This is a genomic window from Sulfitobacter maritimus (genome assembly GCF_013346665.1).
In the GTDB taxonomy this organism is placed as follows: Bacteria; Pseudomonadota; Alphaproteobacteria; order Rhodobacterales; family Rhodobacteraceae; genus Sulfitobacter; species Sulfitobacter maritimus.
Genome location: NZ_JABVBB010000034.1, coordinates 438,051 through 462,774, shown reverse-complemented (window position 1 = coordinate 462,774; position 24,724 = coordinate 438,051). Strand labels below are relative to the sequence as shown.

Genomic DNA, 24,724 nt, shown 5'->3' with positions numbered 1-24,724 from the left:
AGTTTAAGCTCCTTTCGATCTAATCTGCCCAATCGCCACCCCGGTGACAAGATGGCCTCTGACCGGCACAATCCGCCCCGGCAGGTAATCGCCGCGCCTAAACCCTTTTGTTGTTTGTGTAAATCGTGCGGTGAAGCGATTGCTGTCGCTAAAATGCACCTCGAACCGGTCAAAGCCGAACAGCGTCTTGGTCAAAGGGTATTGCGCCTTATAGGCCGCTTCCTTGGCACAGAATATCTGTTTCGTTCCCTTGGGCTGCCTCGCCATGCCCGCCCGCTCTGACGGGCCGCAAATCTCCTCTGCAAGGTCGTCAGGCAGTGCGGCATCGTCCTCAATATCCACGCCGAGAGACGCATAGTCATCGCGATGCGCCAACACCGCAACGCACCATTCGGCACAGTGGCTGATCGACCCCACCAGTCCTGCTGGCCAAATGGGTGCGCGGTCGGGGGCGGCGAATACGGGCTGTGGCAAGACGCCAAGCTGCTGCATCGCTTGCCTTGCGGCGCTGCGTCCTGCGGTGAACTCGGCAATCCGCGCAGGGCGCGCGCGACAAAGATGCGCGGCCTCCCCCGGCAGCAGGGGCAGTTGCGGGGCCGCGGGGCGGGTCACGGCAACACCAACGGGCCGATCAAACAGCGCCCGCACCGCGGCGGTGATCTCGGCTTCGCCCATCACCCGCGCGCGCGACTGCGCCCGGCCCGCATAAGGCGCCGTTTTGACATGGTCTCGGACCGCGCAGATGTGTTTGCCGTGGGGTCAGGCTCAGGTGCCGCGACGGCCCCGGTCAGCCCGTCGACATGGGCTGCCAGTGCAGCGAGGGTCGGGAAACGAAAGATGTCGGTGATCGATAGGGTGCTCAGACCCAAGGCCGCTTTGAGGTCACGGTGTGCCTGAACCGCCAACAACGAATGCCCCCCCAAGGCAAAGAAGTTATCCCCGCCCTGAATGTCACCCACCCCCAAGAGCCCGCGCCAGACCTCTGCAATGGCAGCCGCGCTGCCTGTGGCCGGGGCTGCGTCCTTGTCCCGGTTTGAGGCCACCGATGCTTCTGTTGGCCGACCCGGCGCAGGCAAGGCCTTGCGGTCGATTTTCTTGTTCGGTGTCAGGGGCATCGCGGCCAGCGTCACGATCACCTGCGGCACCATGATCTCGGTCAGTTGGCGCGCAAGCACCCGCCGCGCGGCTTCGCTGTCGACCTCGCTGTCAGCGACCACATAGCCCACGAGCCGCGGCCCTCCCTGCCCTGCCGCATCCTCGCGCAGAACAGCGACAGCCTGCGTGACCCCCGGCAAATCTGCCAACCGCGCCTCGATTTCACCCAGTTCTATCCGGTGACCCCGGATCTTTACCTGCGCATCGGCGCGGCCTTCGAAATGCAGCACGCCCGCCGCATCCAGCCGCACCAGATCGCCGGTGCCGTATAGAAGCCCGGCACCGTTCGGGCCCGGGATGTAACGGTCGGCAGTCATCTCAGGGCGCTGCCAATAGCCCTGCGTCACACCCTGCCCGCCGATCCACAATTCCCCAACCGCCCCTAGCGGCACCTGTTGGCGGTTGGCATCAAGCACATGGACCTGGGTATTGGCGATAGGCGTGCCGATCGGAGCGGTCGTGGCGGCGGTATCGTCAAGGACATGGGAGGTGGACCAGATGGTGGTCTCCGTCGGGCCGTACATGTTCTGGATCTGCGCCGCCGTCGCCTCGCGCAGGCTCCGCGTCAGCGTGCCCGACAGCGCCTCGCCCCCGATCAGCAGCGACTGAACCGAGGCCAGTGCGTGACGCGCCTCGTCGTTCATCACCATCATCTGCGCCATCGACGGCGTGCATTGCAGATGGCTCACACCATGTCTGACAATCTGCGCCGCGATAGAATGATCGTCCTCTGCCGGACGTCCCCCGGCATTGGCGCGTCGCAACACCTCGGCCAAGGGGGTCAGCCCAGCCATGACCTTGTCGGTGGGAATCCCATAGTCGATCAGGCAGGCGATTTCATCCACGCCGATCCGTTTGAGTTGCTCAGCCCGCGCCAAACCATCGGCCACGGTGCCGAACATGCCGCTGTCATTGAAATACCGCTGAAAGGCAAACTCAAGGATCGCATCCATTTCTTCGGGCGCCAACCCTTCCAAGTCGATCTCGAAAGGGGAACTGGCCCCGGCCGGCTTTTTGAACGCGGGGAAGGCCCATGCGTATTGCTTGATCAACCCTGCCGCCGACCGCAGATAGTCCTTCATCGGCGCACGGGCGGTCTCTTCGGCTGCGGCGCGGGTGTCGGCCAGATAGCTGTGCAGCATCACCGTGACCGTGAAGTCTGCCGGATCATGACCCGAATTGCGCAGGGCGTCGTGGTAGATCTTGATCTTGTCGGCCACTTCATCAACCGATTGTCCGAGCAGATGGGTCAGCACATTTGCCCCGATCTCACCCGCCTCTTTCCACGTCTGAGGGTTGCCCGCAGTCGTCACCCAGATCGGCAAGACTTTGGAGACCGGGCGCGGCTGGGTCACAACCAGATGGGGCGTGCCGTCTGCACGCGGGAAGGCAACCGGTTCGCCCGCCCAGAGCTTGCGCAGCTGGTCAATCGCCTCATACATCGCCGGTTTGTTTTGCGGTGGTGTGTTTTCGGGCCGCAGCACAAAATCATCCGGCTGCCAACCGCTTGCGATGGCCAATCCGACGCGGCCATTCGTCAGGTTGTCGATCACTGCCCATTCTTCGGCTATTCGCGCCGGGTGGTGCAACGGGGCGACGCAAGAGCCTGCGCGCACGTCAATATTCTGCGTGACCGCCGCGACCGCCGCGCCGGTGACCGACGGGTTCGGATATGGGCCTCCAAAGGCATGGAAATGCCGTTCCGGCGTCCAAACCGCGTTAAACCCATGCGCGTCTGCGAATTTGGCCCCTTCGAGCAGGAGCTCGTATTTCTTTGGCCCGACCCCATCGTCATTGCCCCAGTAAAACAGGTTAAAGTCGATCTTTCGCTCTGACGTGGGCAGCGGCCCGTTCGACATCAGCGCCCGGCTGTCATCTCCCGCCAGCACGAGCTTGAACCCACGTGCGAGGGTCCAGAACAGTTCAAGCACTGAGATGTCAAAGCTCAGGCTCGTCACTGCCAACCAAACCGCGCCTGCCTCATGGTCGATCCGGTCATCCATCCCAACAAAGAAATTTGCCACATTGCCGTGGCAGACCATAACCCCCTTGGGCGTTCCGGTGGAGCCTGAGGTATAGATCAGATAGGCAAGGTCATCCGGCCCGGCGTTAGCCGCCGGGTTGCTGTCTGGAGCATCGGCAAGACCGGGATCGCCATCGATCAGAAACACCGCCGCGCTATGATCCGGCAGGCTTGCGACCAGCCCCGCCTGCGTGACCACAATCGGTGCCGCGCTGTCAGAAAGGTAATGCGCCAGCCGCTCAGCCGGATAGGCCGGGTCCAGTGGCACATAGGCAGCGCCCGCCTTGACGATACCCAACGCGCCAACCAGCAGGTCCACGCCCCGTGCAGCACAGAGCGCGACGGGCACGCCCGGCCCTGCGCCCATGTCGCGCAGACGGTGCGCGACGCGGTTGGCGCGGGCGTTCAGCGCAGCGTAGCTGAGGGTCTCACCCTCAAAAACCAACGCGGGCGCATCGGGCGTAGCGGCCACCTGCGCCTCGAATGCGGCATGGATCGTGAGCGGTTCATAGGCACGCGTCGTGGCGTTAATCTGCGACAGGCGCTCACATTCAGCCTTGGGCAGTGCCCAGACATCCTGGCAGTTTCGCGCAGCAAGAAAAGCGGCAAACGCGGCCTCAAAGCGCGCAACGAGCAAATCGCGCGCAGGCTCATCGATCCGGGCTGCATCATAGTAAAGTCGCGTCGTGTTTTCCGTCAGACAGACGGTCAGGGCAGCACCTGTCAGCGGGCGGTCTTCAAACCCAATCGCGAAGTCGGGCGTTGATGTGGCTTCAATCGCCGGGTCGCGCAGCGGCAGATCGGCAGCAAAGCCCGCCGATGTCTCTGCACGGGCGATCTGGGGGGCCAGTTGAGAGACAGCTTCGCTCCACAAAGTCTCGGCCTCAGCCTCAACCGACAGAGGCAACCAATCAGCCAGCAGCGGTGCAGATGCGCCAGACCGGACAAAGGCAACCCCACCCGCGCTGCGCCCGGCACCGCGCAGGGTGGCAAGGGCGGCGGCGGTCAGCAGGTGAAGCCGGTCCGCCCCCTTTGGCACATTAAGCTCCTGTGACTGATAGCTCGGCGCCGCGTTGCTCTGCGCAGCCAAGGGAACGGGCAGCGGGTCAAACCCAGACAGCGCCGCGCGCCAATGGCCTTCCTCTGCCGGGTTTGGCAGGGGACCTATGGCGTCACTCAGCAGGTCACCGACAGTGAACAATGCCGCCGGGATGACAGGCTGGCCGGAAAGGTCGGTGAGCCCCGACACAGCGACCTGCCTATCGCCTGCGGCCACAATGAGCCTATCCTCAGTCGCCTCGATAACGGTACCGGGCTCCCCGCCCTCTGCTGAGAGGGGAGCGGCCTCTTTCACGTTCAGGACCTGTCCTTGTGCCGTCACCACTTTCGCGGTGCCAAGCGGGTTCCAATAGGCGCCAAAGTCCAGCCCCCGCAACAGGGCGTGAATGGCCGCGGATGTTTGGGAAAAGTCAATCACACCGCCCCGCGCGGGCCGTTTGTCGCGGGCGAAGTAGCTTCGCTGGCTCAGATCCTGCGCCGTGGTGGTAAGCTCACCCTTTTCCAGCTGGCCAAGCACCGTGCCGAAGCTTTCCATGCCTGCCGCATAGCATTTGGAGTTCAGGCTAAAGGCCGTGTCATCCGGGGCGATTTCGATCCGTCGCTGCGCCAGAAGATCTCCGGTATCGACACCACGTTCGATCAGATGCCAACTGACCCCATGCGCCGCCTCTTGGTTGATGATTGCCCAAGCTGGCGTGTTCAACCCGGCGTAACGGGGCAGCGGACCATCGTGAAAATTGATGGCCCCTTTGGCCGGCAAAGCCAGCACCGCGTCCGGGATCAGCCGCAGATTGGCAATGCTCAGCAACCAATCGGCTTGCCTGGGCTTTTGCAAAAGGTCTTGCGCATCTTGAAGGACCGCCAACCCCTGTGCAGCGGCCCAGTCCTGCACCGCCCCATCGCGGGAGATGACTGCTGCGATCTTATGCCCTCCGGCCAACACCATGTCGCCGCAGGCGATGGTCAAGGATTCGTCGCCCATCAGCAGGATCGTAAGCGGTGCGGTCTGGAAAGCGGCGGTCATGGACGGTCCTCCGTAGCGGGGCGGCGTGGGGGGTGTGTGGGGTGCGGCTGACTGCGTTTCCGCGTCAGCGCATGGGCCAGCAAATCGCGGGCAAAACGCGGGGGATCTTCGCTCTGGCGCCCGGTCAGCAGACAGCGCAATGCGTGCAGCGCACTTCCCGCCAGCCGCGCCGCCAGTGCCAACAACGCATAGATGCTGCCATGGTTTTTTGCAAAATAGCGGTGGCGGCTGTCAAACCAATACCGAGGCATGCGCTGCCATTCCTTCATCCCGGTCGAAACCGAGCCCACATGCACGCAGCCCGCCTGCGGGAGGTACCAACAGTCCCAATCCGCCCGCGCGGCACGCAGGGCAAGGTCGGTTTCCTCGTAGTAGAGGAAATAGCCCTCATCAAACAGGCCGATTTCGCGCAACATCTCGCCGCGCAGCATGATACTGGCGCCCGCAACCCAATCAACAGGCGTGGCCTCTTTGGGCAGCGGTGGGGCGACCACGTAAGACTTGAGCAGCCGTGTGATCGGGCCAATACGTGCGGCGGCTTCAAACTCTCCGGCAATGGTGGGAAAGCGAAAGGCCGTGGTATGAGGCAAACCGTCTTCGCCGCGCACATGACTGCCTGCTATGCCGGCCCGCGGGGTGCTTTGTAGATGCGCCAACAGGGCCGCGATACACCCCGGATCAAGGAAGGCATCAGAGTTCACCACATGTATGAAGTCAGGGGCGCGGCCATCTGACATGCCGGCCCTTATGGCGATATTGTTCCCCGCTCCAAAGCCGCCGTTGTACGCCGCGCGGATCAAGCGCACACGTCCCCCGGCATTCCATCCACGCTCCGCAATCGCTTGTTCAAGCAAGGCGGCTGATCCGTCCGCGCTGTCATTGTCGACAATTGCCAATTCGGCCCATGCCCTGTCCGTCCCCGGCAAATCGACCAAAACAGCTTCGGCTGCGCGCAGGGTCATCTCTGCCGTGCGGTAGTTCAACACGACAACCAAAAGGCTGGGGACCGATGGGCTGGGGCTGTGCATCTGTTTCACTCCGCCGCCGTGGCCTGTGCTGCGACATCAACCCGTTGCGGTGCCGCCAAAGCTGCGTCGATTACCTCGGCCAATTCCTGCGCCAGAACGGTGACACTGGGGGCCAGCACCATACTGACATGATCCCCCGGCACTTCGATCACTTGCATATCCGGCGCATATTGCCGCCAGTCGTTGTCCTCGAACACATATTCACGTTCAGCGCTCACCCATTTGCCATCGGTTACCTGCCAACGCCGGTCCAAGGGGGGTCGGAAAAGGGTCAGCGGTCCGTTCCACGGGGGCGGTTCATAGTTCCCCACTGCACGGAGGAAAGCGGCCTGAATGCGCAGGCTGTTAAAGGCGATGCCTGCCGCCGTGCCCTCGGTTCCGGCGTCCTGTGGCAGTCTGCGGCTGCGTTCCCATGCCCAACGGCTTTGCGCCCATTCGATCAGATACCGCGGCCCTTTGCGCTTTAACTCCGCCAGTTTAATCAACGCCTTATCCGGGCGGGACAGCGCAGGCCGTACCGGCAGCGGCGTGTCGAGCAGAGCCAGAACCGCGACCTCTTCACCGGCGGCACGCAACTGTTGCGCCATTTCATAGGCCGTGATCCCACCGCCGGAGTAGCCCGCCAGCAGGTAAGGCCCCTGCGGCTGCACCCTGCTGACCTCGGCTAAATAATCGGCGGCAGCGGCTCTGACGTCCTCGTGGGGGGCGTCATCGCCGATCAGCCCACGTGCCTGAATGCCCATCACGGGGCGTTCATTGCTGAATGGTAGCGCCAGATGCCGCAGGTTCAGCACGTTGCCAAACATCCCCGCCACAACGAACAGGGGGGCGTTATCCTGTCTCGATTGGTTGAGCGGCACTAGATAGTTAAAGGGGTGAGACGATGTGGGCGCGTTTTCTTGCACCGCGTCCCCCTCTCCCGCATCACCGCGTCGCGCGACAATAAGGGCGGCGCATTGCGCAATGGTTGGGGCTTCAAACAGCACCGAGATGGGGAACTCCACCTGAAATTCGCGTTTCACCGCCGCAAAGAGCCGTACCGCGATCAGCGAATGTCCTCCAAGGTCAAAGAATCTGTCCTCAACGCCAATGGGGCTAACGCCCAGAAGTCCGGACCAAATCTCGGCCAGCTTCTCTTCGACAGCGTTGCGGGGGGCGGTGAACTCTCCGTCTAGGTCGGGGCGATCAAAGCTTTGCTTTGCGCCGCCGGGAGCGTTCGCCGGTGTCTCAGCCTGCGCGATCAGCGTGTCGAGCGGCACAGAAGACACAATGACCTGCGGCAAGTTCAGCGCCAGCGCGCGGCGCAGGGCCTCTGGTCCCTCCTCTGCGCGGATGCCTTGGCGTATCACGCTGGCCAACCGCTCTTCGGCAGGGCTGAGTGTGGGTTCGGCGGCGGCGCGGTCAAACACCACTTCGCGGGCATCGGGCGGCGGCACGTCGGCCAACGCGCCTTCAAGCCGTTGCATGGTGAAGTCTTTGACCTCGACCAGCACCTTTCCATCGGGATCGCAGACTGTCACTGCAAACCGGGCGGTGCCCTTATCAGCATCCCCCTCTTCCAGCCGCACATGGGAGCGGATGTCGGCAGAGAGCGGTGCGTAGAACCGGATTTCGCCATAGGACAGCGGCACCCAGAGGTGCTGCGCCGCATAGCCGGGGATCAAGTCCATGGCCCAGCCGGTGGCAATGTCCATCATGCCCGGATGCATCAAATGCCCAGCGGACAGATCACCCCGTAGCGCTTTGGGCAGGTGTAATGTGGCCAAGCCCTCGCCCTGCCCCATGGCGGTGCGTTGCAACACATGCCAATGCGGCCCAAAGTTCAGATGAGCCTCCTGCGCGGCGCGCAAACGTCCCTTTGGCGCGGCCTGTTCTACGGTCGCACAGCGCGCGGCAATCGCCGCCAGATCAAGGGAAGAGACGGTCGATTGCGCCGCTGGTTCGATCTGCGCCTGAACATGCAACTGCCAAGCGGCGCGGCCATCTATCACGCAGTCGCTGCGCAACTCCGCCGCAAAACCCGCACCTTCGGGCCGCAAGGTAATCTTGAGTTTGCGATTGTCCCCGTCGGCCAGCTGGAGCGGACGCAGGAAATAGAGGTCTTTGAGCGCAAACCCTTGCAAACCCTGCGCCTGTGCTGCTTCGGCAAGCAATTCGATATAGCCTGTACCGGGCATCACCGCGCGTCCATCTTGGGTGCGGTGCTCATCTAGCAACCAATGCGCGGCGGAGATTTCGGTGATGAACTCGGGCATCCCATCGGCCCCCGCGCCCCTCTCTAGCAGCAGGGCTGAATCGACCGGGCGGGTCGGCAGAACTGCAGCACCGCCACCGCCAAGGCTATTGGCAGCCATTCCGACGTCCGCCCAAACGCCCCAATTCACCGCAACCACACGTGTCTTCGCATGACGGCGGGCCTGCGCAAAGGCGTTTAGCCAAGCGTTTGCTGCAACATAGTCCGACTGTCCGGCAGAGCGGGTGGCCGTCGAGGTCGAGGAGAACAAGACCAGCAGGTCCAAGGCCCCATCCGGCAACAGTTGGTCAATCACCCGCAGTCCCTGCACCTTGGGCGCCAAGACCGCGTCGATGGCTGCATCGCCCTTGGCCAAAATGGGTGCATCGTCCAACACACCCGCCGCGTGGATCACCCCGGTCAAACCGCCGTGACGCGATTGCACGTCGTCAATCACGCGGCGCATCTGGGCGAGGTTGGTGACATCGGCCTGCGCAACCTCAACCAGACCACCATTCTGCGCCGCTATGCGGTCAAGCCGTAAAACCGCGCGAATGCGGCGCGCGGTGGCGGAGGCAGAACCGTTTCGGGCCAAATAGTTTTCCCACTCGGCGCGGGGTGGCAGGGCCGCACGGCTTTGCAGGATCACACGGGTTTCAGAGGTCGCCAAAATATCGGCGGCCAGCGTCAGCCCGATGCCCCCAAAGCCGCCGGTGATTAAATAGCTACCGCCCGATTTCCAAACCAGCGGCGCGTCTTCTGCGAGGGCGACGTTCCGGTGTTCCAACTCGTGCCGTCTTCCCGCGCGATGCGCGACTTGTAGGTTGGCAGGCTGCGCCAGAAGCTCATCAAGCAGATCGCCCCGCGAGATCACCGGGGCCGGCTGAGCAGCATTGGCAAACCACGTCCGTTTGGCGGATACCACGGCAACCTCAAGATCGATCTGCGCGGCAGTGAGCGCCGGTAGCTCTCGCGCCATGACCCCAACAGGACCGGAGATCAAAGCCTTCTCCGGATACGCCAATTCTTCGTCGCCCAGCTGGGCTGCGCCGGTGGTGAAGACGCTCAGGTGCAACGGGACGGTCCGATCCATCGCGCCCAAGGCCTGCGCCAACCACGTCAGGCTCCAAAACCCCTGTTCGACATTGCGATCAAAGCTGCTGGAACCGGGGCGCGGGGCGACGGCATCATCGGTCAGCCAGAAATGCGCGATACGGTCCGGCAATCGGCCCGTATCAGACAGGGCAGCCAGCAGTTGCTCATAGCCAGACCGTCCCTGTTCTGCGGCCAGCGTATATTCGGTGTCAGAGATTTGAGCGAAACCGTCCCCCGCTGTCACTTGAACCACGCGGTGTCCGTCTTGCTGCAAGCCTGCGATAGCCTCCGCTGCCAATCCGCCTGCATCTGCAAAGACCAGCCAGTCCAACGAGCCATCGAGCCCCCTGTCAGCTTCGGCATAGCGCGGCTGCCAATGTGGCACAGCACCCCATTTTGTAATGTCGTTTTCACGTTGCACGGGTGGCGTGCTGCTTTTCTGCGCGGCTTCGCCCGGCGCGATGAAGTAGCGCGTACGCTGGAACTGATAGGTCGGCAAAACAACGCGGTTGCGCCGTGCTTCGCCCCAGATTTGCCCCCAGTCAGCCTCAACACCGCAGGCCCAAAGCCGCCCGATGACACCGAGGAAATAGATATCATCTGCGATTTCTTGATCCGGATGCCGCAGGGAGGACAGCACTTGCCCCGGCGATACATCGGCGTTCATCTGCGCCAGCGATGACAGCGCCTTACCGGGGCCCACTTCGAGGAATACGCATTTGCGACCCTGCGCAAGGTGGCTGATGCAATCGGCAAAGTTCACTGTGTGGCGCAGTTGCTCGACCCAATACTCTGGGTCGGTCGCCATCTCGGGCGTGATGAACGTGCCGCTGCGGTTAGACAGGAAAGCCATCTGCGGCGGTTGCAGGTCCAACTCCTTAAGAAAGCTGCGGTAACGGGCAAGGATCGGGTCCAGCATCCGCGAATGGGCCGCGATATCGATGGCAATGCGTTGGTGATCGATCTCGGCGGCGCGGAGCCGGTCTTGCAGCTTGGCCAAAGCGGCATCGGGACCAGAAACCGCGACCAGTTCAGGCCCATTGATGCTGGCGATATCTAGGTCCGGCCCCAAGAACGGGGTGATCTGCGACAGCGGGGCGGAAATGCTGACCATCCCCCCTGCTGGCACCTCGTCAAACAACCGTCCACGCAGCAGCACCAGATCGATACAGTCTTCAAAGCCCATGACCCCGGCCAGACAGGCGGCAACATTCTCGCCCATCGAATGGCCCACCATGGCAGCAGGTTTGACCCCCCAAGACAGCCAGAGCTGCGCCAGCGCATATTCCACAATCATGATCAGCGGCAGTTGAACAGATGGCTGTTTGAGCTGGGCCTCCGCTGTCGCGCGGTCCTGCGGTTCAGGCAACCAAAGCGCGCGGATGTCATAGTCAAGCTGCGGCTCCAGATGCGCCAACCCGCGGTCCATCCATTCGGCAAAGACCGGCTCGGTCTCATAGAGGTCGCGGGCCATATCGACGTATTGCGCGCCACCGCCGGGGAACATGAACACGACGTCGGGATTATCGCCCAGATGGTCATGGGTAAACACACGGCGGCGGTCGGCAGTCTCAAGCAAGGCAGCGGCTTCTTCGTGGCTTTCGGCCACCAACACCCGGCGTTTATCAAAGGCGCGGCGGCCTTCTTTCAGTGTAAAAGCCACATCCGCCAGCGGCTGATCGGGACGGGTACGCAAATGGGCGGCAAGCGCTTTGCTATTGGCCTCCAACGCGGCCTTGCTGCGGCCTGATATGCACAACACGTGGAACGGGAAATCGCCCTCCTCAGAGGCCGCCCGCGGAGGCGCTTCTTCAAGGATCATATGCGCGTTGGTGCCACCCACCCCAAGCGCATTGACCGCAGCACGGCGCGGCGTATCTTGGGCGGGCCAATCATACAGTTGGTCGTTGACACGGAAGGGCGAGCCGTCGAAGGGGATCGCCGGGTTGGGCGCTTCATAACCCAGAGAAGGCGGGATTTGCCGATGGTGCAACGCCAACGCGGCCTTGGCCAGCCCGGCGACCCCCGCTGCGGTGTCCAGATGGCCGATGTTGGTCTTGACCGACCCAATGCGGCAGAAATCCTCAGCCTCGGTCTCGGCCCGGTAGGCCTGCGTCAGCGCGGCCACCTCAATCGGGTCGCCCAGATAGGTGCCGGTGCCATGACATTCGACCATGCCGATGCTCTGTGCCGCCACCCCCGCCGCGTCGAGCGCTTGGGCAATCGCTGCTGTCTGCTCCTCAACCGAAGGCGCGAGATAGCCTGCCTTGGCCGCCCCGTCGTTGTTGATGGCCGAGCCTTTGATGACCGCCCAAATGTGATCGCCATCGGCAACCGCATCCTCCAATCGCCGCAAGGCTACGGCGCCGGAGCCGGAGCCAAAGACGGTTCCCTGCGCACGGTGGTCAAAGGCGTGACATTCCCCATCGGGCGAAAGGATTTCGTTTTCTTTGTACTCATAACCCCGGCCCTGCGGCAGTTCGATGGTCACGCCGCCCGCCAGCGCCATGTCAATCTCACCCGCTCGCAAAGCCTGCGCGGCATAATGGATTGCCACCAACGAGGTCGAACAGGCGGTCTGAAGGTTAATCGACGGCCCCTTAAGGTCGAACACATGGCTTACCCGTGTCGACAGGAAGTCCTTGTCGTTGCCGGTGTGGCGCAGCAAGAACATGCCCACGTCATCGACCAACTCAGGGTTCGAGCAGATGTTAAAATAGAAATAGCTTCCCATCCCACTACCGGCATAAACGCCGATGGGGCCAGAAATGCTCTCTGGCGGATGGCCCGCCTGTTCCATGGCTTGCCATGCGGTCTCAAGGAACTTGCGGTGCTGCGGATCGAGGATCGCGGCGTCTTTGGGCGAAAAGCCGAAAAACTCAGCGTCGAACTGGTCAAACCCCGGCATGTCAGCCGTGACGGGAACATAGTTTGGCCGGGCCATACGCTCCGCGCTTTCACCCGCCGCGCGCAACGCCGCTTCATCGACGCGGCGCAACGCGCTCAAGCCATCGCGCAGATTTGCCCAATAGGCATCTACCCCCTCGGCGCCCGGAACGGTGACCGACATGCCGACGATAGCGATGTCATCTCGCGTAACGCTGCTGTTTTTGCTGCTCATTGGTCTATAACATCCCATCGCCTGCCGGGTCGCGGTGATGCGCCTTATGGGCTCAGTTAGACCCGATATCTGCTTACAACAGGGGAATCTGGCAAAAATGTGCCGCAACCATGCTGAGAATCAGGTCTGACCCGTTTTGTTAACCCTAGGTCAGAATACTGTGCGGCGCCGGGTCGACATTTCGGCCCCTTTCGGGTGAAGATAGCCGGTCCGACGCGCAGTGGCCAGCCTCTCCCCGTGGCCGAGGATCGCCCCGGCGCTGAGCCATGTGAGCGGCGTCAGCGTGGCGTTGAGCAGCATGTCCATCATCGTAATGCCGAGGATCAGCGTCATAGGGGCAACCCAAGGCGACAGCTCAGCATCGCCTTGGCGCCAAAGATGCACGCCGATCAGAGCAATGGGCAGCGCCAGAAGTCCCATCTCGCACAGGTAGCCAAACCAGCCAAAGGTGCCGAAAACGATGATCCAACGGCCGTCGGGAACCGACAAGATATTGCCGCTCGTCGCGTCCCGGATCAGATTGCGCCCCCATCCGCCCCAGCCGAACCACGGCTTTTCCGCCGCCCGGGCGAGCAGTTGTTCTTCGTTGTCAAAACGGTAGCCCAGTGATTGCGCGCGGTCGGCGCTAATCGCTTCGGCCTGCGCAAGGATCGCATCCAGCGGCACCAGCCCGGCGTTGCGCAGCACCGGGTAGATCACCGCGACCGTTGCGAAAACGAGAGCCAGCCTGATCTGCCACCGCGCTGGCGTCAGCAGCACCATTGGCAACAACAGCAGCGCATAGGCTTGACTGGCAAGGCTTTTACAAAGGTAAAGCACAACCGCAAGGTAGCCGACCCAGAGCAGCATTTTCCAACGATCCAAAATCGGCGCCTGCCGCGCCAAAGCCGCCGCTGACAAAAGCGCAATACACATGAACAGGGCCAGCCAAAGCGCATGTGGCAAAAAGACGATGGGCCGAAAGCCCCCATCGCGCATCATCTGCTCAAACGAATGTTGGAAAAATCCATAAATCCACGTGTTCAACTGCGGAGAAAAGCGGATTTCGAACAGCGCGGGTAAGGAATAGACCAGCCCGCCAAGCATGAATGCGAACAGCAACTCGCGCAGACCTTTCTCATCCGCCAAAAACTGCCGCGCCAGCAAGAAAGGCACCAACGTCAGGATCTGTCCGATCAAGACCGAGCCGAGATCCCGGATCGACTGCCCCGGCAGAACATCGACGGGAAAGAGGATTGGCTCCATGCCATGCAGGCTTTGAAACAGGATCGGGTCGCTGTTGGTCAGCACCGTAGGAATTGCCGAAAGGACGAGCCCCACTACCAGCAAAGCAGCGATCCGAGAGCTGGGCCAAAGCTGCAACCTCTCGTTTGTTCCCAGCCAAATGATCAGCAAAACGCTCAGGTTCGGGATCGATACTTTATCAAAGGCAGGCACCAGTGGCAGATTGAACTCGGCCAAAGGCGGCAAGAACAGATAGCCGCCCATGATCGACCATATCAGCGCCCGTTGCAGCGGCAGATTGCGGAACAGACCCAGACAGATAAAGGGCCAGATCAGCAGCATCAGATAGGCAACGGGGTTTGGCATGTTATCCTTGCTTAAGTCTGGCGCTGCGCTCGCGCAGCCGGGTGATGCACCCGAGCCTTTGGCGGTGCAAATTACCATCTGGCCCGCCCCCTGTCATCCCGCTAGTTTCAATGACAAGTGAAATGCAATCAGGGTGTGGCCGATAGATGCATAGCAATTTCAAACGGATGCAGCGGTTTCCTCATCCATTGCAAGCCAACACCTACCAACGTTGATCGGTCAATCCTTATGAAATTCGGGCATCGTTCCGCGGCTGTTGAGATCAATGTGCCCACCCACGCAGCATTGTTTCGCGCGTTACGGGATCGCTTTGCCGCTGGACAGGGTTTCGCGCTCGCCACGCTTAACCTTGACCACCTAACCAAACTGGCCCGCGACCCGCAGTTCGCCGCAGCCTATGCGGCGCAGGATTTTGTGGTTGCCGATGGCCGCCCGGTGGTCTGGCTTTCGCAACTTGCCCGGCAACCCGTGAGCCTGATGCCCGGGTCTGACCTCATCCTACCGCTGTGTAAACTAGCGGCGGACTGGTCTCTGCCGGTGGCGCTTTTTGGCAGTGACACAGCGGCCCTTGATGCCGCCGCTAAGGCGCTGCAGGCTCGTGTGCCAGAGTTGGTGATTTGTCACAAAGCAGCCCCGCCGATGGGGTTTGACCCAGCGAGCGCGGAGGCCGATGCGGCATTGCGCTCAATCGCGGCCAGCGGTGCGCGGTTGTGCTTCCTTGCCCTTGGCGCACCCAAACAGGAACGTATGGCCGCGCGGGGGCGCGAAGTGGCGCCGGGCGTGGGCTTTGTATCGATCGGTGCGGGTCTGGATTTTTTGGCAGGACACCAACAGCGCGCGCCAAGATGGATGCGCGGGCTGGCGCTGGAATGGCTTTGGCGTGCCATGCAAAGCCCGGTACGCATGGTGCCGCGCTATGCCCGCTGCTTTGCCATTCTGCCAAGCCTCACGTGGGACGCATGGCGCGCGCGGCGCTAGCGGTACTCGATGATCCGCCCGTCGCGGCGCAGATGGTATTTTAGCACGCCCAAGGCTTCGGGAAATTTGCCGAGCAAGGTAAACGCCCCCCAAAGCATCCCGCCCCGTCGCACCAGCCGCAACAGCTGCAGCGGATAGGCCAGCGCCAGCACGGCGGCCGCCAAAGGCGCGATGAGGGCCAGCAGGAGGATCACCCCCGGCAACAGCGCCCCCCATAAAAGCGCCCGCCGGGTTTCGGCAACCCAATGTCTATCCGGCCCTTTGCCATGCAAGGCCGCCCCTTCGGCAAATGCGTGGCCCGCCCGCATACTGCGCCGCCACCATTGGCCGAAGCGGGTTATCTGCGCATCATGCCACGTCATCTCAGCGTCGAGCCGATATATCTGCCAGCCGGATCGGCGCAGCCTTTGGCAAAGCTCAGGTTCCTCCCCTGCGATCAGGTCTTCGCGGTAGCCACCCACCTCTTCCAGCGCCGCGCGGCGGATCAGCGCATCCCCGCCGCAGGCCAGTGCTTCGCCGCAGGGGGTGTCCCATTCGCGGTCGATCAGTCTGTGATAGACCGAAAGCTCGGGATGTTCCTCTCGCCGGCGCCCGCAGACGACAGCGACCTTGGGGTGCTCTGCCAGATGCGCCTGCGCGGCCTGAAGCCACCCATCACGCAAAATACAATCACCATCCAGAAACTGCACAAGGTCTATCTCGGGCCGCAAAACGGCGATCCCGGCATTGCGCGCGCGTGCCGCCGTGAAGGGGGTTGCCGTGTCCAATGCGACAACCTCAGCCCCCAATGACCGCGCTGCATCGGGTGAGCCGTCCGTCGATCCGCTGTCGACATAGATCACCTGCGCCGCCTGCCCTTTAAGCGCGGCCAAGGACTGTTTAAGCCGCGCACCCTCATTGCGCCCAATCACCACCGCCGCAAGGCTCACGCGGCACCCTCGGTGCGCAGGGCGGCGACATGGGCGCTGTAGGTTTCTGACGGCACCAGAAATCCAGCGCGGTAGAGCAGTTCAACCCGGTTCCAGCGCCGCGCGTCTAATGAAAAGAGCGATAGGTCAGGGGTTTGTCCGACGACGGCCAAGCGTTTGGCGTCTTCACCATGGGCCAGATCACCGGTGGCAAGGCTCTGCGCATCGCGGGCCGTGGGGTCATTGGCGAACTTGTAATGTTTGATAACCGCCGTGAAATCCGCCACCTTCACCCCACAAGACAGATGCGGATGCGGCGCGGGCATAACCCCCGGCCCATTAAATATCAGCGGATGTTTGGTGAGGCAGCAGTCTTCGCCAAAGACCTTACCGCGCACGCCACCAAAGGCAAATTTCACCGCGTCATTGGACAGTTCATTGTTGGCCAGTAGCGCTGAGAAAGGAATATCGGGGCTGTGATAATCCAGTCTGCGCACCGCGCTGATGTCGAAATACAGGAAATCACGGAGCGCCTGCGGGTAGGTCAGCTTAGCGGTCTCGGCAAGGCTGGCCTTGGGAAACATTTCAAGCATCTGTGCGACCAACGCAGTATAGCCTTGCGTTTGCAGGTAGCGCGCCAGACCGTGAATACCGATGTCCTTGCGGCCTTCAAAATCGAAGATCTCGTCCATATCGACATAAAGACACCAGCGGTTCTGCCCGTATTTTTGTGCCGGATACTGGCGGATCAGGTCTTCGTATTCCGATAGAGGCAAGAGGCTTTGGTCAATCACAGTGCCGGGTTCTTCCATGATCCTTGCGATCGTGCCGTCGGAGGAGCCATTGTCGATGAACACGAAATGCCGCACCCCCATGGCGCGGTAATAGGCGAAGAACCTGTCGAGATAGTAGGCACCGTCCCGCACCAGCGCGATCAGCACGACGTCACCTGGGGCGACGTCCAGCTTTTGCGGCCCGTGTAAGTGCTGCAACGACTTCGCAAAACGCGCCCGGCGACGGGCGTCGTGCAGCCGCTGGCGGGCGCGGCGGAACAGATGCAGGGGCGACTTCATGCCCGGGGTGATACGACAGGCCGCCTGCGCGGTCCACTGCCATGACGTGTCAAGGGTGACCCCTGTTAGCTGTCGCGTGAACGCGCAGGCCCCACAGGCGCGACGCTGGCAGCAGGGGCATCTGCCGCAGTGGGGTCACGCAGGGCTGGCGTGTAGAACGTCTGACAGGCACGGCCCGCGTGTTTGGAGGCATAGAGTGCCAAATCCGCATCTGCCAGAATACCTTCAAGGGACAACCGCTCTCCCCCCTGTATCCAAACAGTGCCTATGCTTGCGGAAATGGCGCAGGTTTGGCCTTCGAATAGGATCGGCTCTTCGAGCCGGTTGATAATGCGCCGCCCAATGCGCCGCAGGATTTCATCACTGTCCACATCCGGCAAGACCACGGTAAACTCATCCCCGCCAACCCGCGCGACCATGTCGGTGCGTCGGGTTTCCTCTACCATCGCGCGGGCTACGACTTGCAAAACATGGTCGCCTGCCGCGTGGCCTAACGTGTCATTCACGGCCTTGAAGTAATCCAGATCGATGTGCATCACGGCGAAAGCCTTGCGCGCCGCGACCAGTCGTTCCAGCACGGTGTTCAGCGCGCGGCGGTTCTTTAGCCCCGTTAGCGTGTCGGTAAAGGCCTGTTCTTCGGCGGCGATCTTGGCGCCTTGCAGCCGCAGGTTCAGCCGCCGCGAAGCCTCCATGGCCGCTGATTTCGCCTCCATCAGATAGAGCATTTCAATTGCCAGATCGGTGGCCGCGAAATCGGCGTTGGTCAGGGAATAGTCGCGCACCCCGTCCAGGATTGAGATGCCAAAGGACAGGTTCACGATCATCCGCCCATCAGGTTTTGGCACCAATACCCCTTTCAAGGCGGTGCGGGGGGCGTCGTGGAATTCCAGATGCAACTTGATGTCCGTCGCCCGGCGCAGGTCGTCCATGCTGCGGATCGTGCGCGGGCGTTTGACGACGAAGGCTTCGAGAAAACGCTGGCCTGTCAGGGGTGTCTCGGGCCGTAATTTCTGGATCGTGGGACCGGCGTGAAGGATATGCCCCGTAGGCGCGAGGACCAGATGCATCGGGCAAAGGACATCCAACACGTCAGACTGTTCCAAACCCTCGCTCATGCCCGTGCCCCTAGATCAAAGCTGCGTCCTGCGGAATAGTCGGCCTCAACGACCTTTATCGTCAGCGTTTCGACCCCGTCGTTCCGGCCCATGTGATCCAGTAAGACCAGCGCCCCATAGTCATCCGCCATGACCCGCAACACGCCCATCAACAAATGACCATAGCCCGCCACAGGAGCATCACAGATCAGAGAAAACCTCCCCTCGTCATGTTCGCGCAGCTCAATATTCGGCAAGTCCAGATCGGCCAGTGCCAGTTTGGCCCGGTCCGGCAGATCATCCAGCGAATGTAGAAAATCGCTAAAATTTACCCCGCCAAAGCGCAGCAGGCGGCGCACGGCCTCATAGGTGGGATGCGACACGAGATAGGTGCCGATATCCTCCATCACCTCAGGGCGCGAACGCTCCAGCACCTCGCACACCGCATCAAGCATGCGGGGGGTTAGATCATCTGCGTAGCTTAGCATGGCTTCGAACTCTGTAAATTCCAGCCCTGCCCGCTGCGTCGCTTCGGCCCAGCAGGACGGCCCGTAGCTGTCGCAGACATAGTTTTGAATGCTGCGGTTGATTAGCCCGTGCATAGCAGTCTCACTCCCGTGTTTCCCGACAGTAAAATGCGGTGCCAAGGGTTAAGATTAGGCTGAAGAATAAAGTTGTTCTGAAGTTTCATGCGATCCGCAGATCGAAGCAGGGACGATACTGGGGAACCTCAGCCTCGATAGCGACGTTTACCACTGGGAGCCCGCGGGCCTGACCTGGACACGCAGTAAGGGAGACTTTGACATGAGCGATCCGCACAAACATCCTGAGGATGACAAAAAGACCCCACCAAAGAAGCCTGACGAGAAACTGCACCGCCCCGAAGCCACATTGGACGAAGCGCCAGCTGGCGGGCCCAACGCCGAAGAGCGCTCGCGTCTATCGGACTAAACCTCTCATAGGTTGGGCGGTTCTTCCCCATCTAACGCAGCACTATAAAGTGAGACCAGCGGATGCAGCATCCAACCACGCCCCCCCGGCATCAAAGCGCGCCGGGGTTTATGATGTGTCTAAGCTGGGTGGCCATTCTGGGGTGTGTGATCTTTGCGGGAACGATCCTTATCGCCGATTTCGTCGTGCCGGACCACGATTGGATTGCCGATACGATCAGCGACCTTGGCGCGGGCCGCTATGAGTTCATCGTCGACATCGGCATCTACGCTTTCTCATCTGCCCTAATTGCCTGCGCATTGCTCTGTGCACATCAGCACCAAGGGGGGCGGAAATGGAGCGCCGGGGTTATCGGGTTCGCAGCCTTGGGATTGATCGTGTTCCTCGTTGGGGCACGGAATGAATATGGCGACAACGACTCTGACGGCATCGTAATCCACAGCTATCTTGTTTATGCGCTTGGGTTGCTCATGCTCTTGGTGCCTTGGCTGTTGTCCGACGGGCTGGCGGACTGCGCTCCTCGTTTGTCAAAGGCGTTAAAAGGCCTTGCGGTTCTTTGGCTACTGTCCGCCCCGCCGTTCTTCTTTTTACCTACTGGAATCGATGGGCTTTACGAGCGTTATCTTGGGTTGATCGCGATGGCGGTGGTCGTCCTGTTAGGGCGGTTCTTTATGCAGCAAAGCCGTGCCATGACTGAGGGATCGGGATAAATTATGTTTTTCGAGAGTACCTTGCTTGATCTTATCGCGCGGGCAATTTTGTTGTCGATCATTGCTCTGAGCTGGGTGATCTTCGTCGTTCGGGTGATCGGCCTGCGGGCCTTTTCCAAGATGACGGCCTTCGATTTCGTCGCCACCATTGCCACAGGCTCGCTGCTGGCTGGCGCTTGTCAGGCGACCAGTTGGCCCGAGTTTGCGCAGCCTGCACTGGCCATAGCCGCCCTTCTTGGGGCGCAATATACCGTGGCGCGGCTACGCCAGTTTTCCCAGCGCTTCGAAACTGTGGTTGAGAATGAGCCGGTCTTACTGATGCGCGATGGGGTGATTTTGGATGACGCATTGCATCAGACCCGCGTGGCGCGGGCTGATCTGATTGCTAAGTTGCGTGCCGCAAACGCGCTTGATTTCTCGCAGGTCCGTGCTGTGGTGCTGGAGACAACGGGCGACATCTCGGTACTGCACGGGTCGCATCTGTCAGATACGCTGCTAGAGGGTGTTCATCGCAAACAGTAAGGCCGCGCCCTGTCTCGTCATTTGTGTAGAAGGTCCAGCCACGCGGGCAGATGTCCGATATCGGGCAAAACCACCTCCGCATGGCGCTTCAGGTCATCAGCTACCGCCGGACCGGTCAAGACAGCGACAGGAATCATGCCTGCCAAACGGGCGGCTTCCACGTCGTGCAGACTGTCGCCCACCATCGCTATCTGCGCGGGAGGAAGACCGACATGAGACGCAAAGGCCAGCAATTGGCCCGCGTTGGGCTTGCCGCCATGGCCGCTGTCGAAACCTGCGATAAAGTCGAACATATCTGCCACCCCTGCCGCAGTCAGATGCGCCCGGGCCGGATGTTCTGCATCATTCGTTGCCACGCCTAAGCGCAGCCCGCGGTCTCGCAAGCCTCGCAGCAATGGGGTTAACGGCACTGCCTCGCGCTGCGGGGCTGCGGCGGCTTCGGCGTTAATGAGGGCCAGAAGTGAAGCCTGTGTCTGATCAGGGAAATGCAGGGTTAAGGCTTTAACGATCTGATCTGGCGTGCCGGCAATTGCGATACTGTTGCGGGTAAATACCCCCGCATGGAGATCAAAACCAATATCTGCACCCGCAACTGCTGCGCGCTCACGGTCCCCGCCGCAGGCGCGCAGGAGAAACGCCTCGGCCCAGGGCACCCATGTGGCAGCGAAATCGAAAAGTGTGCCATCCTTGTCGAAAAGAATGGCCCTGATGTTACTCACGTCCATTGCACCTGTTCGCCGCCCGGAAGTGCTGCGCGAGCTTCCATGATCCGCTCATAAGGCAGGGCAACATGATCGCAAAAGCCAATAACCCAAGCGTCATCCATCATGAGGAAATCCAGCACGGCACCCAGAAAAACAGGGTCTGCGGCCTGCTCTTTGACATTCGCTTCCGTCGCTCCTGTGCTGCTGAGAAACACGGGCAGCAAATCATCATTGGCCGCCAGCCAAGCGAGCGCCCGCAATGCCAAAATCTCCGCGGCTTCAGAGGTATAGGACATAAAACTACTTCTTTCCGGCAAGGTGGAAACGCTTTGTTAACCAATAAGGGTAAAGACTGGCGCATTAAACAGGTTTTCTACGGTGAAGGAGCTGTCGTGCAGGGGACTATCCTTATCGTCGATGCCATCGCGACCAATCGGATCAGCCTTAAGGTCAAACTCGCGGCGGCATACTATAGGGTCATTCAGGCGGAGGATATGTCGCAGGCTGTGGCAGAGGCGCGTAAGCGTCCACCTGATCTCGTGATCTGTGCGCTGATCCTGCCACAGGGTGGCGCGGCTGATCTGTGCCGTGCTCTGTGTGACCAATTCCCATCGCTACAGATGCCTATGCTGGCGATCGGCAATCGGGACCACGCCGACAGCCGCCTCGCGGCGCTTGAGGCTGGGGTGAGCGATGTGCTGCTGAAACCGTTGGACGATACGCTGCTGCTGGGGCGCACCCGCAGCCTGATCCGCGCCCGCAACGCGGCGGAAGAATGGCAGATGCGGGACGGCACAACCCGTGCGCTTGGACTGGCGGAACCAGCGGCGGAGTTCACACCTCAAAGCCATTGCGTCCTGATCCATGACGATGGTGCGCGCATGTTGGGGTGGGCCAATCGGCTGCGCCCTCAGCTGCGGGCGAAACTATCCCTCGCCCGCCCCAAAGATGCCATTCGCGAATTCCCTCCAGAGGGGCCGCCCGACGCATTTATACTCACCCTTCCCGCGGAACAGGATGCGGCGACGGCGGCCTGCCGCTTGATCTCGGACCTGCGCGCGAATGCGCATACACGACATGCGGGGGTCTTGGTGGTGCAATTGGCGCCCGATACCGCGCTGGCCGCTATGGCGCTTGATCTCGGCGCGGACGATCTGATGACCGATGGGTTTGATGCAGCCGAAATGACCCTGCGCTTGCACGCCTTGCTGCGGCGCAAACGCATGGCTGACCAGTTGCGCGCCACGGTGCGCACCGGGTTGAAAGCAGCAGTCTTCGACCCGCTCACTGGATTGCACAACCGCCGCTACGCCATGCCCCATCTCAGCCGCATTGCAGAGCGCGGGCAGCAAACCGGACGCCCCTTTGCGGTCATGCTGGCTGATCTGGATCATTTTAAGCAGATTAACGATCAATTTGGTCATACGGCGGGCGATGCCGTTCTGGTCCAAACGGCTGAGCGGCTTAGGGACAATCTGCGCGGGATGGACCTTGTCGCCCGGATCGGGGGGGAAGAGTTTCTTATTGTCATGCCCGGCACCACCATGGCCGAGGCCGAAGTGGCTGCGGCACGTCTCTGCGCCGATATTGCAGAGCATCCGTTCAGAGTCTCCACCCATGCGCGGCCGCTGAACGTCACCATCAGCATTGGTCTTGCCGTGGGCCCGGCCAATAAAAACGATCCCGCGCTTTCTGTCGAGGCATTGCTTTCTGAAGCCGACCGGGCGCTCTACTCGGCCAAGACGATGGGGCGCAATCAAGTAACCTTGAGCCGCCCGGCGGCCTGATGGCCTGTGGCCGCGAAATTTCTCTCTCACATCTTATCAACCAATGATTGCGCGGCGCGCCTTTTTCGCCGTAATCTTTGCCAATGCATCAGGACAAACCCATTCTCGGCGTGGCGCTCATGTTGGGCTTTTGCATAGTGGCCCCGGTGGGGGACGCTGTGGCCAAACTGCTGGGGGAATCTGTCCCGCTTGGACAGGTCGTCTTTATCCGTTTTGCCGTTCAGGCTGTTATCCTGATCCCCGTGGTTCTAAGCAGTCACCGGGTATGGCGCGTGCGAGGAAAAATCTGGGGGCTGATCCTGTGGCGCACCCTTTTGCATGTGGCCGGGATTGCCGCAATGTTTACAGCGCTAAAATATCTTCCCCTGGCTGATGCGGTCGCCATCGCATTTGTCATGCCGTTTTTCATGCTGATCCTAGGAGGGCTTGTTCTGCACGAACAGGTTGGCCCGCGTAGGCTCAGCGCCTGCGCTGTCGGGTTTCTGGGGACGTTGCTGGTGGTACAACCGAGCTTTGTCAGCGTCGGCTGGCCCGCCCTGCTGCCGGTTGCCGTGGCGGTGATCTTTTCGCTATTCATGCTCGCCACCCGTCAAATCGCCAAAGAGACCGACCCGATCAGTTTGCAAGCCGTGAGCGGTGTTTTGGCCGTGCTTATCGTGCTGCCGCTCTTGATTTTTGGCTCCTCAAGCGGTTTTGCACCGCTGCACATCATCCGACCCGATGCTTTTGATTGGACGCTTCTGCTTGGCATCGGCGTGTTAGGCACCATCGCGCATCTGCTGATGACCTGGTCCCTGCGCTACGCCCCGGCTGCGACGCTCGCACCGATGCAATACCTTGAGATTCCTTTTGCGACCTTGCTGGGCCTCATGATCTTTGGCGATCTGCCCAACCCGTTGGCCGGGCTGGGAATTGTCATTATTATAGGCGCTGGTCTTTACGTCGTTCTGCGCGAACGGGCCATTGCGCGCGATCTGGTTGCAACAACTGCGCCGCCAGCGGCGCCATGAGCCGCCGAGGCAGGATCAGCAGCATGTCTGGTCCCTCTATCGTCAGTTCCACCGGTCCCAATGCCTGGTTCGATGTGCCGATCTGCCCGCCCGGCGCGAAGGGCAAGCCGTCAATCGGCCAGCGCAGCCCCCGGCTTGTCCCGCGTACCGGCGCGAGCGGCATCAGCGAAACGATGTCCCCCGGCGCAGTGGGCAAAGTGATATGCGGCGGTGCAAGGAGTATGATCTCCAATGGTCCCAACAAGATGCAGGGCCGATGCGCGAAGGCGGCCAGCGTGTTAAAGGCGGCCAACTGGTGGTCCAACCGCGCTCCCGTAAAGCCGACCCCCAAGACCAAGGGCGCGTGCACGCGGCTTAATGCCTTCTCGAAATCGGTGCTGTCTTGCTCAGTTATCAGGTGCCGTCTGTCGCGCGGGATCTGATGGAGAACCTCGTCCGGTGTTGAATCCAGATCCCCGATCAGGGCGGCCAAAGGCACTCCGGCGTCCACCGCAAGCGCCGCACCGCCGTCTGCAGCGACGCAGGTGGGCGCCAATGCGCGCGCTTCATTAAGGTCGTCCAAGCTGGCTTCACCGCCCCCGATCAAGGTGATTGGCTCCGCAGCGTCAACAATGTAGTCTAAAGTGGTCAATTAACGCCCCTTTTGGAAATCTGCCTCA

At 61.3% G+C, this 24,724-nt stretch carries 18 protein-coding genes; 6 read left to right on the top strand and 12 right to left on the bottom strand.

Annotated elements, in window-relative coordinates; all coding sequences use genetic code 11:
• Nucleotides 1-3 precede the first annotated feature (3 nt).
• The 5 genes from HTT03_RS12370 to HTT03_RS12350 all read right to left on the bottom strand — a co-directional run bounded on the left by HTT03_RS12370 (nucleotide 4) and on the right by HTT03_RS12350 (nucleotide 14,328).
• The gene (locus HTT03_RS12370) at nucleotides 4-675 is read right to left on the bottom strand and encodes a 4'-phosphopantetheinyl transferase family protein (protein WP_174860083.1); all 672 of its coding nucleotides are present in this window, start codon (nucleotides 673-675) and stop codon (nucleotides 4-6) included.
• The gene (locus HTT03_RS12365) at nucleotides 675-5,261 is read right to left on the bottom strand and encodes a MupA/Atu3671 family FMN-dependent luciferase-like monooxygenase (protein WP_174860082.1); all 4,587 of its coding nucleotides are present in this window, start codon (nucleotides 5,259-5,261) and stop codon (nucleotides 675-677) included. Before HTT03_RS12365 ends, HTT03_RS12370 begins: the two co-directional genes overlap by 1 nt.
• Nucleotides 5,258-6,289 (bottom strand): glycosyltransferase family 2 protein, encoded by a 1,032-nt coding sequence (locus HTT03_RS12360; RefSeq protein ID WP_174860081.1) that lies wholly within the window; start codon nucleotides 6,287-6,289, stop codon nucleotides 5,258-5,260. The genes HTT03_RS12365 and HTT03_RS12360 overlap by 4 nt, the downstream gene beginning before the upstream one ends.
• A 5-nt stretch (nucleotides 6,290-6,294) precedes the next feature.
• Nucleotides 6,295-12,738, bottom strand: coding sequence for a type I polyketide synthase (locus HTT03_RS12355; RefSeq protein WP_174860080.1), 6,444 nt, complete (start codon nucleotides 12,736-12,738; stop codon nucleotides 6,295-6,297).
• A 150-nt stretch (nucleotides 12,739-12,888) separates the two neighbouring features.
• The gene (locus HTT03_RS12350) at nucleotides 12,889-14,328 is read right to left on the bottom strand and encodes a hypothetical protein (protein WP_174860079.1); all 1,440 of its coding nucleotides are present in this window, start codon (nucleotides 14,326-14,328) and stop codon (nucleotides 12,889-12,891) included.
• A 228-nt stretch (nucleotides 14,329-14,556) separates the two neighbouring features.
• On the opposite strand from HTT03_RS12350, the gene HTT03_RS12345 reads away from it, so the two are divergent.
• Nucleotides 14,557-15,306 (top strand): WecB/TagA/CpsF family glycosyltransferase, encoded by a 750-nt coding sequence (locus tag HTT03_RS12345; RefSeq protein WP_174860078.1) that lies wholly within the window; start codon nucleotides 14,557-14,559, stop codon nucleotides 15,304-15,306.
• On the opposite strand, the gene HTT03_RS12340 is transcribed toward HTT03_RS12345, so the two are convergent.
• The 4 genes from HTT03_RS12340 to HTT03_RS12325 form a co-directional block, all read right to left on the bottom strand.
• Nucleotides 15,303-16,235 (bottom strand): glycosyltransferase, encoded by a 933-nt coding sequence (locus HTT03_RS12340; RefSeq protein WP_174860077.1) that lies wholly within the window; start codon nucleotides 16,233-16,235, stop codon nucleotides 15,303-15,305. The genes HTT03_RS12345 and HTT03_RS12340 overlap by 4 nt on opposite strands.
• A complete protein-coding gene (locus HTT03_RS12335; RefSeq protein WP_174860076.1) occupies nucleotides 16,232-17,287 on the bottom strand; it encodes a glycosyltransferase family 2 protein in 1,056 nt (351 codons plus the stop codon). Before HTT03_RS12335 ends, HTT03_RS12340 begins: the two co-directional genes overlap by 4 nt.
• 65 nt (nucleotides 17,288-17,352) lie before the next feature.
• Entirely contained in the window at nucleotides 17,353-18,402 is a 1,050-nt protein-coding gene (locus HTT03_RS12330) for a GGDEF domain-containing protein (RefSeq protein ID WP_246253478.1), read from the bottom strand.
• Nucleotides 18,399-18,983 carry a heme NO-binding domain-containing protein gene (locus tag HTT03_RS12325; RefSeq protein ID WP_174860075.1) on the bottom strand — a complete coding sequence of 195 codons (585 nt, stop codon included), beginning with the start codon at nucleotides 18,981-18,983 and terminating at the stop codon, nucleotides 18,399-18,401. Before HTT03_RS12325 ends, HTT03_RS12330 begins: the two co-directional genes overlap by 4 nt.
• Before the next feature lie 202 nt (nucleotides 18,984-19,185).
• Between HTT03_RS12325 and HTT03_RS12320 the strand changes: the two genes are divergently transcribed.
• The 3 genes from HTT03_RS12320 to HTT03_RS12310 all read left to right on the top strand — a co-directional run bounded on the left by HTT03_RS12320 (nucleotide 19,186) and on the right by HTT03_RS12310 (nucleotide 20,564).
• Nucleotides 19,186-19,332 (top strand): hypothetical protein, encoded by a 147-nt coding sequence (locus HTT03_RS12320; RefSeq protein ID WP_174860074.1) that lies wholly within the window; start codon nucleotides 19,186-19,188, stop codon nucleotides 19,330-19,332.
• Nucleotides 19,333-19,394: 62 nt separating this feature from the next.
• Entirely contained in the window at nucleotides 19,395-20,042 is a 648-nt protein-coding gene (locus HTT03_RS12315; RefSeq protein WP_246253476.1) for a DUF998 domain-containing protein, read from the top strand.
• A 3-nt stretch (nucleotides 20,043-20,045) separates the two neighbouring features.
• Nucleotides 20,046-20,564: a DUF421 domain-containing protein gene (locus tag HTT03_RS12310; protein WP_174860073.1), complete on the top strand. Its 519-nt coding sequence runs from the start codon at nucleotides 20,046-20,048 to the stop codon at nucleotides 20,562-20,564.
• 17 nt (nucleotides 20,565-20,581) lie between these two features.
• Here the strand turns inward: HTT03_RS12310 and HTT03_RS12305 are convergent, their stop codons facing one another.
• Together HTT03_RS12305 and HTT03_RS12300 are read right to left on the bottom strand one after the other, a co-directional pair.
• Nucleotides 20,582-21,289 (bottom strand): HAD family hydrolase, encoded by a 708-nt coding sequence (locus HTT03_RS12305; RefSeq protein WP_174860072.1) that lies wholly within the window; start codon nucleotides 21,287-21,289, stop codon nucleotides 20,582-20,584.
• Nucleotides 21,280-21,564 carry a DUF3572 domain-containing protein gene (locus tag HTT03_RS12300; protein ID WP_174860071.1) on the bottom strand — a complete coding sequence of 95 codons (285 nt, stop codon included), beginning with the start codon at nucleotides 21,562-21,564 and terminating at the stop codon, nucleotides 21,280-21,282. The genes HTT03_RS12305 and HTT03_RS12300 overlap by 10 nt, the downstream gene beginning before the upstream one ends.
• A gap of 96 nt (nucleotides 21,565-21,660) precedes the next feature.
• Between HTT03_RS12300 and HTT03_RS12295 the strand changes: the two genes are divergently transcribed.
• Together HTT03_RS12295 and HTT03_RS12290 are read left to right on the top strand one after the other, a co-directional pair.
• Entirely contained in the window at nucleotides 21,661-23,055 is a 1,395-nt protein-coding gene (locus HTT03_RS12295) for a diguanylate cyclase (RefSeq protein ID WP_174860070.1), read from the top strand.
• Nucleotides 23,056-23,138: 83 nt separating this feature from the next.
• Nucleotides 23,139-24,065 (top strand): DMT family transporter, encoded by a 927-nt coding sequence (locus HTT03_RS12290; protein ID WP_174860069.1) that lies wholly within the window; start codon nucleotides 23,139-23,141, stop codon nucleotides 24,063-24,065.
• On the opposite strand, the gene HTT03_RS12285 is transcribed toward HTT03_RS12290, so the two are convergent.
• Nucleotides 23,977-24,696, bottom strand: a complete 720-nt coding sequence (locus HTT03_RS12285; RefSeq protein ID WP_174860068.1) for a thiamine diphosphokinase — start codon at nucleotides 24,694-24,696, stop codon at nucleotides 23,977-23,979. The genes HTT03_RS12290 and HTT03_RS12285 overlap by 89 nt on opposite strands.
• Between the last annotated feature and the right edge of the window lie 28 nt (nucleotides 24,697-24,724).